This is a genomic window from Streptomyces sp. NPDC059852 (genome assembly GCF_042731455.1).
Classification (GTDB): domain Bacteria; phylum Actinomycetota; class Actinomycetes; order Streptomycetales; family Streptomycetaceae; genus Streptomyces.
On record NZ_JBHWJK010000006.1, the window covers coordinates 103,124 to 116,680 of the forward strand.

Here is a 13,557-nt window from a genome sequence, read left to right on the forward strand (position 1 = left end):
AATGGCCCCATGGACCATGTGACCGCCGTCGCCCACCGCGGCGACCCCTACCGCGTCCGCGAGAACACGCTCGGCTCGCTGCGCTCCGCGCTCGCCCTGGGCGCGGACGCGGTGGAGATCGACGTACGGCTCACCCGGGACGGGGTGCCGGTGCTGCTGCACGACGCGACGCTGGACCGGCTCTGGGGGCAGGACCGGCCGCTGAAGTCCCTGTCGGCGGCGGAGGTGCGGGGGCTGACCGAGGGCGGGGTGCCGGCCCTGGAGGAGGCGCTCGCCGCGTGCGAGGGGAGCCGGGTGATGATCGACCTGCCCGGCGCCCCCGAGCCACGGGCGGTCCGGCGGATCGTGGAGGTCGTGCACGCGTGCGGCGCGCAGGACCGGGTGTACTACTGCGCGGGCGCCCCCGCGATGCTCGCGGTGCGCGCCGCCGACCCGGCCGCCGAGATCGCGCTGACCTGGACGACGAAGGCGCCTCCGCGCGCCGGTCTGCTGGACGCGGTCCGGCCGCGCTGGCTCAACTACCGCTTCACCCTGGTGGATCGGGCGCTCGCCGAGCGGGTCCACCGGGGCGGGTATCTGCTGTCCGCGTGGACCCCGGACACCCGGCGGTCGATGCGCCGGCTGCTGGACGCGGGCGTGGACTCGGTGACGACGAACCGCGTGGACGTCCTGGTGTCCGAGCGGGAACGCTCCGGCCGGCACCCGTAGGGGCCATCCCTCATCAACGCCCTTGCGACACACAGGATTTGCTGGGGGCCCGGTCAGGGTCCCGCCCCTCCTCGGTGACGATCCGGCTCCGGCCGGTCCGGCACGACGATGATCACGCACCGTCCGCCGGACGCCCGGTCCGACTCGTCACCCAGGAGCAGCAGATGCCCGTACGCCCGTTCCCCGCGCTCGTCACCTCCGCGCTCGCCCTCGCCCTGACCGCGCTGCCGCTGGCCGGCACCGCGTCCGCCCGGCCCGCCCCCTCGTCGTGCTCCGCACGGGCGATCGAGGCCGCCGACCCGGACGGCCCCGATGTCGCGGCCCTGTGCGCGGCCCTCGAGGGGCTGCCCGACCGGGACGCCACGGCAGCCCTCATCCGCGTCGGCGGGCAGGGCAGTTGGCACGGGGCGGCGGGCGTGCGGGACATCGGGTCGGGGGCGCCCGCCCTGGAGGACGCCCGGTTCCGGGCCGGGTCCACGACGAAGATCGTCACGGCGGCGATCGTGCTGCAACTGGCGGCGGAGGGCCGGATCTCGCTCGACGGCACCGTGCAGCACTATCTGCCCGGTCTGCTCACGGACGACTTCGCGCCCATCACCGTACGGCAGTTGCTGAACTTCACCAGCGGTCTCCAGCCGGGCGCCTCCCTCGGCGACGACGTCGACACCGGCTACGCGCACCGCTTCGAGACGCTGACCCCGCGGGAGGTGGTGGCCGCGTCGGTGGCCAAGGGTCCCGATCCGGAGCACGCGCCGGGCGAGTTCCAGCGGTACGGCAACATCCACTACACCGTGCTGGGTCTGCTCATCGAGAAGGTCACCGGTGACTCGTACGCCCATCAGGCGGCCGTGCGGATCTTCCGGCCGCTCGGCATGCGGCACACGTCCTTCCCGGCCGGACCCGACCCCCGTATCCACGGCCCGCACAACCGCGGCTACGACTGGATCGACGGACGGCTCGTCGACGTGACCGAGTGGAACATGAGCGACCGGTTCGCGGCCGGCGATCTGATCTCCACGACGGCCGACATGGAGCGGCTGCTGGTCGCCCTGTTCCGCGGCCGAGTGGTGCCCGAGCCGCAGCTGAAGGAGATGTTCACCGTTCCGGACGTCGAGGGGGCCACCATGGGGGCCGCCTTGGAGCGCTTCGAGCTGAACGGCAAGGTGGTCTGGGGCAAGACGGGCTCGCGGCCCGGCTATCACACCGTGGTCGCGGCCACCCGCGACCTGTCGCGGACCGTCGTGTACTCGGTCGCCTCCACCGACGCGAAGGGCGACGGCCTGGCCATCGCCCAGCGCTTCGCCTTCCCCGCGTTCAACCGCTGACGACGGCGGCGGGGGCCCCGGCGACGGGTGCCCCCGCCAGTGCCTCCAGCCGCTTGATCCTGCGGCGCACCACGTACAGCGGGATCACCCCGACGACGCCGAACGACATGTCGATCACCGACCACCACAGCGGGATGCCGCGGATGGGGCCGCAGATCAGGGCGAGCGGGATGATGCCGGCGCAGGCGATCATGCCGAACTCGACGACCCAGATGTTGCGGACCGGGTCGCGGTAGGGGCCGTAGAAGGCGACCGCGATGACGAGGTGGGCGAAGGCCAGCCAGTCCGTGCCGTAGAGGAGGAACGGGTGTTCGGCGTCGGCGGTGTCGAGTCCCTGCCGGACGCGTGCGATCCACTCCGTCAGGCCGGGCAGGCTCTCCTGGACGGACAGGGCCCGCAGCAGGTCCTCCGTCCAGCGCAGCTCGTGGACGAGGGGAAAAGCCGTGGCGCCACTGAGCACCAGGCAGACGACGAAGACGGCCAACCACACGCGGATGCCCTTGAGCAGGGCGGCTCTGTCGCTCATGACCGTAGCCTACGCCCGAGTTGAACATGTTCAAAAGCGGGTTCCGGCCCGGCGGGGTTCGGCGCGTCCAGGGCGAGCATCCGTAGACAGACCGGTCCTACGATGTGCACGGGGCGAACGGAGGAACGATGGCCCTCGACGTGAGCGGGCGCGCCTTGGTGAAGCAGCGGTGGGCTGCCCGTGCCGCACTGGTCGCCGCCGGGCTCGCCCTGCTCGTGCCGCTGGTCCACGGCGGCTTCGTCGGCGTCCTGCTCCTGGTCGCCGCGGCGGTCGGCCTGGCCGTCAGCGCGGTCGCGCTGTGGTGGACGCTGACCCTGCGCGGCCCCCTGCGCTGGGTCGCGGCCCTGGTGGCGCTGCTCGTTCCGGCCGCACTCGTCGCCCTGTTCGCGGTCACCCTCCTGTGGTCCCTGCTGGTGTCGGTGGCCCTGTGGGCGGTGGCCGTCTGGAGCGGGCGGTACGCCCTCGGCAGCACGGCGCCCTCGCGGAAGCACGTGATGCGCGAGCGCAGGGCGCTGCCCGTACGGCGGCCCTTCCTGATCATGAACCCCCTCTCGGGCGACGGGAAGGTGGGCCGCTTCGGGCTGAAGGAGAAGGCCGAGCGGCTCGGTGCCCAGGTCGTCCTCCTCGACCCCGAGCGGCACCAGGACGTCACCGCCCTGGCCCGCGAGGCCGTCGCGGACGGGGCCGACCTGCTGGGGGTCGCGGGCGGCGACGGCACACAGGCGCTGGTCGCGGCGGTCGCCGCCGAGCACGGCCTGCCGTTCCTGGTGATCAGCGCCGGCACCCGCAACCACTTCGCCATGGACCTCGGCCTGGACCGGGACGACCCCTCCACCTGCCTCGACGCGCTCACCGACGGTGTGGAGCTGCGCGTGGACCTCGGCTTCGCCGGCGACCGCCCCTTCGTGAACAACGCGTCCTTCGGGGCGTACGCGGCCATCGTGCAGAACCCCGGCTACCGGGAGGCCAAGATCGGCACCAGTCTGGAGCTGCTGCCCGACCTGCTCCTCGGCGAGGAGGGCCCGCGGCTCACCGCCCGCGCCGGGGCCACCACGCTCGAGGCCCCGCAGGCCGTGCTGATCAGCAACAACGTCTACCGCACCGACGACCCGTTCGGCGTCGGCTACCGCGACCGCCTCGACGGCGGGGTGCTCGGTGTCCTCGGCATCCGGGTGGACAGCGCCGCCCAGGCCGCCGCCCTGCTGCTGACGCCGGGGCCGCACGGCCTCACCTTCGTCACCGCGCGGGAGGTGGTGGTGGACGCCGACCGCCCCGAGATCGAGGCCGGTGTCGACGGTGAGGCGCTGTTGCTGCCCGCCCCGGTGCGCTGCCGGGTCGCGCCGGGTGCGCTGCGGGTGCGCGTGCCGCGCGGACGCCCGGGTGTCCCCCGCCGCAAGGCCCGTCTGGACTGGCGCCGGCTGGGCCGGCTGGCGGCGACGGTGGGCCGCACCGCCGTCCATCACCGGCACCATCACGGGCACCCCTCCGGGTGACCTCGCCGGGTGACCTCGCCGGAACGTTCCCTTCCGGCCTTCCGGTGACTCCTCCGGGACGGCGTCCGGCACCCAGGAGCGGATGAACATTGCCGTAAACCGGCAATGCGACACCGTACCCGCGTCCGGCAGCATGGCCCGCGGGGAGCACCACGGACGGTCGCGGTGCCGGACACCGGCAGGTGTCCCGGCGCCGCACCGCTGCCGTGCCGTGCCCTCCGGACGACATGCGCCGCTCTGCGCGGCGCCGAGGGGAGAGGGGGCCCGCAGATGCGCACGGTTCTGACAGCCGCCACGGGCCTGCCCACCCTCGTCCTGAGCGCGGCCCTCGTCGTGGCCGTCTGCTTCTGGCTCCTGGCCGCCGCCGGTCTGGCCGTCGTCCGCAGCTTCGACGCGGACGTCGATCTGCGCCGGTGGGGCCTGGACGGCGTGCCCGTGACGGTCGCGCTGTCACTGCTGACGGTCCTCGCCTGGTCCCTGAGCGTCGGGGCGGCCGTGCCGCTCGCCGCGCTCACGCCCGCCGGGGGCGCCGCCGGCCCGCTGCTGCGGCTGGTCCTCCCGGTCGCCGCCCTCGTCGTGGCCCGGTCCGCGACCCGCCTTCTCGTCCGGCGGCTGCACCGCCTCTTCCCCGACGAACCCGGCCCGGCCGCGCGTCGCGCGGTCCGCACGGGCGGCCCCGTCCTCCGCGCGGGGGACCGCGCCGCCTGAGCCGCGCCGACCCCGGGGGCCCGGCGCCCGCGCCCCCGCTCACCCACGCCTGTTTCTCCCCGCACACCTACGCCCGAAGGACGTATGTCATGGTTCCCATGATCGTCGGCACCGGCGCGCTCGTCGTCGCCTGCCTGCTGGTGGTACTGGTCGTCGCCCGGCTGTTCCGCAAGGTGGAGCAGGGCAAGGCCCTGATCGTCTCCAAGATGCGCAAGGTCGACGTGACCTTCACCGGGCAGGTCGTGCTGCCCGTGCTGCACAAGGCCGAGGTCATGGACATCTCGGTGAAGACCATCGAGATCACCCGGGCCGGCAAGGAAGGGCTGATCTGCCGCGACAACATCCGCGCGGACATCCGGATCACGTTCTTCGTCAAGGTCAACAAGACCGTCGAGGACGTCGTCAAGGTCGCCCAGGCCGTCGGCACGGCCCGCGCCAGCGACCGCGACACGCTCCAGGAGCTGTTCCACGCCAAGTTCTCCGAGGCGCTGAAGACCGTCGGCAAGCAGCTGGACTTCACCGACCTCTACACCAAGCGCGAGGAGCTGCGGTACCGGATCATCGAGGTCATCGGCGTCGATCTGAACGGCTACCACCTGGAGGACGCGGCGATCGACTACCTGGAGCAGACGCCGCTCACCCAGCTCGACCCCGCCAACGTCCTCGACGCCCAGGGCATCCGCAAGATCACCGAGCTGACGGCCGTGGAGCACGTGCGCACCAACGAGGCGCAGCGCACCGAGCAGAAGGAGATCACCCGGCAGAACGTCGACGCCCGCGAGGCCATCCTGGAGCTGGAGCGCCGGCAGGCCGACGCCGAGATCAAGCAGCGCCGGGAGATCGAGACCGTACGGGCGCGCGAGGAGGCCGAGACGGCGCGGGTGGTGGAGGAGGAGCGGCTGCGGGCCCAGGCCGCCTTCCTCAAGACCGAGGAGCAGCTCGGGGTGCAGCGGGAGAACCAGGCCCGCGAGGTCGCCGTCGCCGCCAAGAACCGTGAGCGGGTCATCGCCGTCGAGAGCGAGCGCATCGAGAAGGACCGCCTGCTGGAGGTCATCGCCCGGGAGCGGGAGACGCAGCTGACCCGGATCGCCGCCGACAAGGAGGTCGAGGCGGAGAAGCGGCAGATCGCCGAGGTGATCCGCGAGCGGGTCGCCGTGGACCGGACGGTCGCCGAGCAGGAGGAGGCCATCAAGCGGCTGCGGGCCGTCGAGGAGGCGGAGCGCGACCGGCAGTCCGTGATCATCGCCGCCGAGGCCGAGGCGCAGGAGCGGCTGGTCAAGGACATCAAGGCCGCCGAGGCCGCCGAGCAGGCCGCCGTGCACCGCGCGGCCGAGGAACTGACGCTGGCCGAGGCGCGGTTGAAGAGCGCCGACCTGGACGCGCGGGCCAAGCTCCGGCTCGCCGAGGCGGTCCAGGCCGAGGCCGCCGCCGAAGGGCTGGCCTCGGTGCAGGTCCGCGACAAGGAGGCCGAGGTCATCGAGAAGGCGGGCCGCGCGGAGGCCGAGGCCACCGAGGCCCGGATGCGGGCGGAGGCCGAGGGAGCGCGGGCGAAGGCGCTGGCCGAGGCGCAGGGCGTCGGCGAGAAGCTGAAGGCCGAGGCCGCCGGGCTCACGGAGAAGGCGGCGGCGATGGCCGCGCTGGACGACGCCTCCCGGGGCCACGAGGAGTACCGGCTGCGCCTGGAGGCGGAGAAGGACATCCGCCTGGCCGGCCTGGAGGTGCAGCGGCAGGTCGCCGAGGCCCAGGCCACGGTGCTCGCGACGGGACTCGAGAACGCCGACATCGACATCGTCGGCGGGGAGTCGGTCTTCTTCGACCGTCTGGTGTCTTCCATCGCGCTCGGCAAGGGCGTGGACGGGTTCGTCCAGCACTCCGAGACGGCGCAGGCGCTCGGCCGGCCCTGGCTGGACGGCACGCGGGACCTCGGCGACGACCTCACCCAGGTTCTCGGGTCCGTCTCCACGGCGGACGTGCAGAACCTGACCGTGTCCGCGCTGCTGATGAAGCTCATGAAGACGGACACCGCGAACACCGGGCAGCTCCAGCAACTGCTGGACAGGGCGGGCGAACTGGGTCTCGCGGAGACCCCCCTCGCCTCCCTGAACGGCAGCGCCAGGGGCTGACCGGCACCCGGTCCGGAGCCGCCGCGCAGGGGACGGCGGCTCCGGACCGCGTCCTCGCCGTCCGCCGAGACCTCCACGACGTACGAGAGGGATCCCATGACCACCGGGACGACGAGCCTGGACACCGGCACCTACGAGGTGCTGCGGGACCGGCTCACCGCGCAGGCCGCCGAGCTCGCCCGGCGCGCCGAGGCGCTGAACGCCCGCCGGGCCGAGGAGTTCGGCGCGGTCCGCCTCGAACTCGCCGGCACCGCACGGCTGCACACCGAGCACGCGTGTGTGCCCCGCGATCTCGTGGCCGTCGGGGACGTCCTGCTGTTCGGTCACGGCCTTCCGGCGGACGCGGGCACCGAGCCGGCCGTCGGCGACGTCTTCGCGCTGCACGACCGCGACCTGAACCGGCTGCCCGAGGACGCCGTTCCGGGCCTCCTCGACGACCCCGCCTTCCTTCGTGAGTTCGGGGCGCTGCACCGCTACTACCGGCAGGCCCGGCTGCTGCGGCTGCGGCACGTGGAGGGCCGGCTGCTGGCCGTCTTCCAGACCGGGGAGAAGGCGGACGACATCCGGGTGCTGCGCTGGGCGGTGTCCGGCAGCGGCGAGGTGTCCTTCCTCGACGCGCGCGGCGACCGCGACCATGTACTGCCCCCGGCCCACGACTTCACGTGGACGCCGGCCACCCGCGAGGACCACCGGCTCGGCCGGCACCCGCACGTCTCCGTCGAGGACGAGCTGTTCGTGGCGACCGTCGGCGGTGCCCTCACCGTCAAGACCGAGGACGACACGGAGACCGGCGAGGGCGTGTACGCCGAGCCCGTCGACGAACCGCTGCAGTCCCTCGCGGACGCCGAGATCGCCTACGCCCGGGTCGGCGCCCTGATCCTGCTGCGCGTGCGCCCCTACAACGAGACCGCCCACCGGTACCTGGTGTTCAACACGCTGACCAGGGCCGTCGTCCGTCTCGACGGGATCGGGCAGGCGTGCCGCCGGCTCCCCGAGGACCAGGGCATCGTGTTCCCGGGCGGGTACTGCCTGACGAGCGGCGCGTACAAGATCTTCGAGGGGGCCGCGGGCGCGGAGGACGGGGCGTCCCTGGAGTTCGAACGGACGGTCCGCTCCCCCAACGGGGAGGACGTGCTGTTCACGTTCCACGCGCGGGAGACGGGCCGCGGTCTGCTGCTGCCGTACAACGTGATCCGCAAGGAGGTGTCGACGCCGCTGTCGTGCGGCGGCTGGGCCCTGTTCGGCGACGGCGGGCTGGTCCTGCTGCGCGCCGAGGGCGCCGAGCCGGGGCGCGTCCACCCCGTCCAGCTGTGGGACTCCCCGTACGTCTCCGACGTGCACGCCGCGGCGCAGCCCGTGGGCGCCGGTCCGCTGGCCCGGGTCGGCAACGCCGATCTGGTGCGCGGCGTCTCCGACTGCCTGTCGATCGCCGCGGCCGTCGCCGAGACCACCCCGACCGTCGAGGTGTACGAGGCGCTGACGGCGGCCTGCGTCCGGACGGCCGACGCCTACCACTGGCTGGACGAGGACGAACTCGGCTGCCTTGGCGAGCCGTTGGGGCAGGTGCGGGCGACCGCCGAGCAGGTGCTCACCGAGTTCCGCACGGTGCGGGCGCTGACCCGGCAGGCCGCCGGGGCGCTCACCGAGGCCGCCGACCGGGTCGCGGCGGTCGTACGGCGGTTGCGCGGCGAGGCGCCGCGGGGCGCCGGCGCCTGGGTGTCCGGGCTCGCCGAACTGCGCCGGGCCCAGGGGCATCTGCTCACGCTGAAGGATCTGCGGTACGCCGACACGGACCGGATCGACGAGCTCGCCGCGGACGTGGCGTCCGACCTCGCCGCGTTCGGCCGCCGCGCGGTCGCCGACCTGGCCCGCGAGGACGCGTTCGCCGCCCACCACGAGCGGGTGGACGGGCTCCTCGCGGACGCCGCGGGCATCGCGACCGTCGCCGAGGCGGGACCGGTCGCCGCCCGGGTCGACGAGCTCGCCGAGGGCCTGGAGACGGTGACGGAGGTCGTCGCCGGTCTCGACATCGCCGACGCCACGGTCCGTACGGCCGTCCTGGGGCGGATCGCCGAGGTCGCCGGCGGCGTCAACCGCGCCCGTGCCGTCCTGGACGGGCGCCGCCGCGACCTCCTCGACCAGGAGGGGCGTGCCGAGTTCGCCGCCGAGTTCGCGCTGCTCGGGCAGACGGTGACCGGCGCGCTCGCGGCCGCCGGGACGCCCGAGGCGTGCGAGGAGCACCTGGCCCGGCTGCTGGTGCAGGTGGAGAACCTGGAGTCGCGATACGCCGAGTTCGACGACTTCCTCGGCGCGCTCGCCGACCGGCGCGACGAGATCCACGAGGCGTTCACGGCCCGCAGGCAGGCCCTCGCCGACGAGCGGGCCCGCCGCGCCGAGCGGCTGGCCGCCTCGGCGGAGCGGGTGCTGCGGACCGTCGCCCGGCGGGCCGCCGCGCTGCCCGACGCGGACGCCGTCGCCGCCTTCTTCGCCTCCGACCCGATGCCCGGCAAGGTCCGGCGCATCGCCGGTGAGCTGCGCGAGCTGGGCGACCGGGTCCGCGCGGAGGAGCTGGACGGACGGCTGAAGGCCGCACACCAGGAGGCCGGCCGCGCGCTGCGGGACCGTACCGACCTGTATGCGGACGGCGGTCGCACCCTGCGCCTGGGCGCCCACCGCTTCGCCGTCCACACCCAGCCGCTCGACCTCGCCCTGGTCCCGGACGGCGACGGCCTCGCCTTCGCCGTCACCGGCACCGACCACCGCACCCCGGTGACCGACCCCGAGCTCATGGCGGGCCGCGCGTACTGGGACCGGCCGCTGCCGTCGGAGTCGCCGGACGTCTACCGCGCCGAGCACCTGGCCGCGCGGCTGCTGGACACGCACGGCGCCGAGGCCCTGGCCGGGGCGGACCTGCCGGACCTCGTGGGCCGGGCGGCCCGGGAGGCGTACGACGAGGGGTACGAGCCCGGCGTCCACGACCACGACACGGTGCTGATCCTCACCGCGCTGCTCGGCCTGTACGAGAGCGCGGGCCCGCTGCGCCACGAGCCGTCCGCCCGGGCGCGGGCCCAGCTGTTCTGGGCGCACGGCACGACGGACGGGGTCCGCGCGGACTGGGCCCGGCGCGCGGTGTCGCTGGCCCGCGCCCGCGACACGTTCGGGCCGGCCCCGGCCATCGCCGACCTGCGCCGCGAGCTGGCGGAGGCGATCGGCGGCGACGGCGCGCAGGCCGCCGCGGACTACCTCTTCGACGAACTGACCCGCGGCCCGGACGGGTTCGCCCTGAGCGCGGGCGCCCGCACCCTGCTGGAGAAGTTCCGCCGCACGGTCGGCACGTCCGCCTACGACGACGACCTCGCCGCGCTCACCGGCCCGGCCGCCCGCCGCCAGCTGGTCGAGGCGTGGCTGTCCGCGTACACCGCCTCCACCGGCACGGAGGTCACCGCCGGGGACCTGGCGGAGGCCGTGGCCGCCGAGCTGTGCCCGGACCTCCCCCGCTACGCGGGGGACGCGCCCCTGACCGCGACGGTGGAGGGCCTGCTCGGCACCCACCCCCGGATCACCGGGGGCCGGCTCACGGTCCGCGTCGACGAGTTCCTCACCCGCACCCGGGACTTCGCCGCGCACGAGGTCCCGGCCCACCGCGCCCAGCTGCGCCGCCGCACCGCCGTGACGGCGGCGGAGCGGGCCCGGCTGCAGCTGGACGAGCACCGGCCGCGCGTGATGCCGGCGTTCGTGCGCAACCGGCTCGTCGACGAGGTGTACCTCCCGCTCGTCGGCGACAGCCTCGCCCGGCAGCTCGGCACCACGGGCGAGACCAAGCGGACCGACACCGGCGGTCTGCTGCTGCTCCTGTCCCCGCCCGGCTACGGCAAGACGACCCTCGTCGAGTACGTCGCGGACCGGCTGGGACTGATGCTGGTCAAGGTCGGCGGGCCCGCGCTGGGCCGGGACGTGACCTCGCTGGACCCCGCCGAGGCGCCGAACGCGACCGCCCGCCAGGAGGTCGAGAAGATCAACTTCGCGCTGGCGGCGGGCAACAACACCCTGCTGTACCTGGACGACATCCAGCACACCTCGTCGGAGCTGCTGCAGAAGTTCATCCCGCTGTGCGACGCCACCCGCCGCATCGACGGCGTCCACGAGGGCGAGCCGCGCACCTACGACCTGCGCGGCAAGCGGTTCGCGGTCTGCATGGCCGGCAACCCGTACACCGAGTCCGGCGGACGCTTCCACGTCCCCGACATGCTCGCCAACCGCGCCGACGTGTGGAACCTCGGCGACGTCCTCACCGGCAAGGAGCAGGTCTTCGCGCTGAGCTTCCTCGAGAACGCGCTCACCGCCAACTCCGTCCTGGCCCCGCTCGCCGGCCGGGACCGGGCCGACCTGGACCTGCTCGTCCGGCTGGCCGAGGGCGACCCGACGGCCCGTCCGGACCGGCTGGCCCACCCGTACCCGCCCGCCGAGCTGGAGCGGATCCTCGCCGTGCTGCGCCATCTGCTGACGGTGCGGACGACCGTGCTCGCGGTGAACGACGCGTACATCGCGTCCGCCGCGCGGTGCGACGCCACCCGTACGGAACCGCCGTTCCGCCTCCAGGGCTCGTACCGGAACATGAACAAGATCGCCCAGCGTGTCCAGCCGGTTATGAACGACGCGGAGCTCGCCGCGCTGATCGACGACCACTACCGCGCCGAGGCGCAGACGCTCACCTCCGACGCCGAGGCGAACCTGCTGAAGCTGGCGGAGCTGCGCGGCACGCTCACCGCCACGCAGGCCGCCCGCTGGGCGGAGGTGAAGGCGGCGTACGTCCGCACCCAGGCCCTGGGCGGTCCCGAGGACGACCAGCTCACCCGGGCGGTGGCGGCACTCGGCCTGCTCGCCGACCGCGTCGCCGCCGTCGAGTCGGCCATCACCCGCGCCGCCGACCCCCGCCACCTGCTGACCCGCCCGGCGGCCGGGACCGGGCCCGCCCCACAGACCTGACGCCAGGCCGGACCCCCAGGAGCGCGGGCAACTCCGCGACCAGCCACGACGGCGCCGCGGCGGACCACGCACCGACCGTGCAGGTATGAGCGGACGCCTGTCCCGCGGGGACGCGGAGCGGCCCCGGGCCGGCGTGTGCCGGGCCCGGGGCCGCGCCGTGCGCCGGGGAAGGGCCGGCCGTCAGGCGTCCAGCGACGTCATGACGTGCTTGATGCGCGTGTAGTCGTCGAAGCCGTACGCCGAGAGGTCCTTGCCGTAGCCGGACTTCTTGAAGCCGCCGTGCGGCATCTCCGCGACCAGCGGGATGTGGGTGTTGATCCACACGCAGCCGAAGTCGAGGGCCTTGGACATGCGCATCGCGCGCCCGTGGTCCTTGGTCCACACGGAGGAGGCGAGCGCGTAGTCGACGCCGTTCGCCCACTCGATCGCCTGGGCCTCGTCCGTGAACGACTGGACGGTGATGACCGGCCCGAAGACCTCGTTCTGGATGATCTCGTCGTCCTGCTTCAGCCCGGAGACGACGGTCGGGGCGTAGAAGTAGCCCTTGTCGCCGACCTGGTGGCCGCCCGCCTCGACCTTGGCGTGCGCGGGCAGCCGGTCGATGAACCCGGCGACCTGCTTGAGCTGGTTGGGGTTGTTGAGCGGGCCGAACAGCACGCCCTCGTCGTCCGGCTGACCGGTCTTGGTCTCGGCGGCGGCCTTGGCGAGCGCCCGCACGAACTCGTCGTGGATGGACTCCTGGACGAGCACGCGGGTGGCGGCCGTACAGTCCTGGCCGGCGTTGAAGAAGCCCGCGACGGAGATGTCCTCGACGGCCTTGGCGATGTCGGTGTCCTGGAAGACGACGACCGGGGCCTTGCCGCCCAGCTCCAGGTGGACCCGCTTGAGGTCCTTGGAGGCGGACTCGGCGACCTGCATGCCCGCGCGGACGGAGCCGGTGATCGAGGCCATCGCCGGGACGGGGTGCTCGACCATCATGCGGCCGGTGTCGCGGTCGCCGGTGATGACGTTGAAGACGCCCTTGGGCAGGATCCCGCCGATGATCTCGGCGATCAGGACGGTCGACGCGGGGGTCGTGTCCGACGGCTTCAGGACGACCGTGTTGCCCGCGGCGAGGGCCGGGGCGAACTTCCACACGGCCATCATCATCGGGTAGTTCCAGGGCGCGACCTGCGCGCAGACGCCGATCGGCTCCCGGCGCACGATCGAGGTCAGGCCCTCCATGTACTCGCCCGCCGAGCGGCCCTCCAGCATCCGCGCCGCGCCGGCGAAGAAGCGGATCTGGTCGACCATCGGCGGGATCTCCTCGGACCGCGTGAGGCCGATCGGCTTGCCGGTGTTCTCGACCTCGGCGGCGATCAGGTCCTCGGCGCGCTCCTCGAAGGCGTCCGCGATCTTCAGCAGGGCCTTCTGGCGCTCGGCGGGGGTGGCGTCGCGCCAGGCCGGGAACGCCTGGGCCGCCGCCTCCATGGCGGCGTCGACGTCCGCCTGTCCGGACAGCGGCGCGGTCGCGTACGCCTCGCCCGTCGCGGGGTTGACCACCTCGGTGGTCCGTCCGTCGGCGGCGTCCCGGAACTCCCCGGCGATGTAATTGCGTAGTGTGCGCAGCCCACGCAGCTCGGTGCTCACTGCCGGCCTCCTGTCAGGGGTCTTCACTGGTTCTCCGACTGTCCATTCTCTGAGACACC

General features: G+C 73.8%; 8 protein-coding genes. 6 read left to right on the forward strand and 2 right to left on the reverse strand.

Features of this window, described 5'->3' with window-relative positions; translation table 11 throughout:
* Window positions 1-9: 9 nt before the first annotated feature.
* Together ACFV46_RS10035 and ACFV46_RS10040 are read left to right on the forward strand one after the other, a co-directional pair.
* Complete coding sequence (locus tag ACFV46_RS10035; RefSeq protein WP_385497713.1) at window positions 10-708, forward strand: glycerophosphodiester phosphodiesterase; 699 nt, start codon at window positions 10-12, stop codon at window positions 706-708.
* A 164-nt stretch (window positions 709-872) separates the two neighbouring features.
* Complete coding sequence (locus ACFV46_RS10040; RefSeq protein ID WP_361927113.1) at window positions 873-2,033, forward strand: serine hydrolase domain-containing protein; 1,161 nt, start codon at window positions 873-875, stop codon at window positions 2,031-2,033.
* Here the strand turns inward: ACFV46_RS10040 and ACFV46_RS10045 are convergent.
* Window positions 2,023-2,559, reverse strand: coding sequence for a hypothetical protein (locus ACFV46_RS10045; protein ID WP_361927110.1), 537 nt, complete (start codon window positions 2,557-2,559; stop codon window positions 2,023-2,025). The two genes, ACFV46_RS10040 and ACFV46_RS10045, sit on opposite strands and share 11 nt — an antisense overlap.
* Window positions 2,560-2,687: 128 nt before the next feature.
* Between ACFV46_RS10045 and ACFV46_RS10050 the strand changes: the two genes are divergently transcribed.
* The 4 genes from ACFV46_RS10050 (at window position 2,688) to ACFV46_RS10065 (ending at window position 11,869) form a co-directional block, all read left to right on the forward strand.
* Window positions 2,688-4,052, forward strand: a complete 1,365-nt coding sequence (locus ACFV46_RS10050; protein WP_361927107.1) for a diacylglycerol kinase family protein — start codon at window positions 2,688-2,690, stop codon at window positions 4,050-4,052.
* Between the two features lie 270 nt (window positions 4,053-4,322).
* Window positions 4,323-4,760: a hypothetical protein gene (locus tag ACFV46_RS10055; protein ID WP_385497714.1), complete on the forward strand. Its 438-nt coding sequence runs from the start codon at window positions 4,323-4,325 to the stop codon at window positions 4,758-4,760.
* An 89-nt stretch (window positions 4,761-4,849) separates the two neighbouring features.
* Entirely contained in the window at window positions 4,850-6,883 is a 2,034-nt protein-coding gene (locus tag ACFV46_RS10060; RefSeq protein WP_361927101.1) for a flotillin family protein, read from the forward strand.
* A 96-nt stretch (window positions 6,884-6,979) separates the two neighbouring features.
* On the forward strand, window positions 6,980-11,869 hold the full coding sequence (locus ACFV46_RS10065; RefSeq protein WP_385497715.1) for a DNA repair ATPase: 4,890 nt from the start codon (window positions 6,980-6,982) through the stop codon (window positions 11,867-11,869).
* A 180-nt stretch (window positions 11,870-12,049) separates the two neighbouring features.
* Here ACFV46_RS10065 and ACFV46_RS10070 read toward each other — a convergent pair whose 3' ends face one another.
* Window positions 12,050-13,498 (reverse strand): gamma-aminobutyraldehyde dehydrogenase, encoded by a 1,449-nt coding sequence (locus ACFV46_RS10070; RefSeq protein ID WP_385497716.1) that lies wholly within the window; start codon window positions 13,496-13,498, stop codon window positions 12,050-12,052.
* Between the last annotated feature and the right edge of the window lie 59 nt (window positions 13,499-13,557).

Excerpts from the sequence above, each read along its gene's own strand:
- ACFV46_RS10035 (WP_385497713.1), top strand. The coding sequence starts at position 10 with ATGGACCATGTGACCGCCGTCGCCCACCGCGGCGACCCCTACCGCGTC.
- ACFV46_RS10040 (WP_361927113.1), top strand. The coding sequence starts at position 873 with ATGCCCGTACGCCCGTTCCCCGCGCTCGTCACCTCCGCGCTCGCCCTC.
- ACFV46_RS10045 (WP_361927110.1), bottom strand. The coding sequence starts at position 2,559 with ATGAGCGACAGAGCCGCCCTGCTCAAGGGCATCCGCGTGTGGTTGGCC.
- ACFV46_RS10050 (WP_361927107.1), top strand. The coding sequence starts at position 2,688 with ATGGCCCTCGACGTGAGCGGGCGCGCCTTGGTGAAGCAGCGGTGGGCT.
- ACFV46_RS10055 (WP_385497714.1), top strand. The coding sequence starts at position 4,323 with ATGCGCACGGTTCTGACAGCCGCCACGGGCCTGCCCACCCTCGTCCTG.
- ACFV46_RS10060 (WP_361927101.1), top strand. The coding sequence starts at position 4,850 with ATGGTTCCCATGATCGTCGGCACCGGCGCGCTCGTCGTCGCCTGCCTG.
- ACFV46_RS10065 (WP_385497715.1), top strand. The coding sequence starts at position 6,980 with ATGACCACCGGGACGACGAGCCTGGACACCGGCACCTACGAGGTGCTG.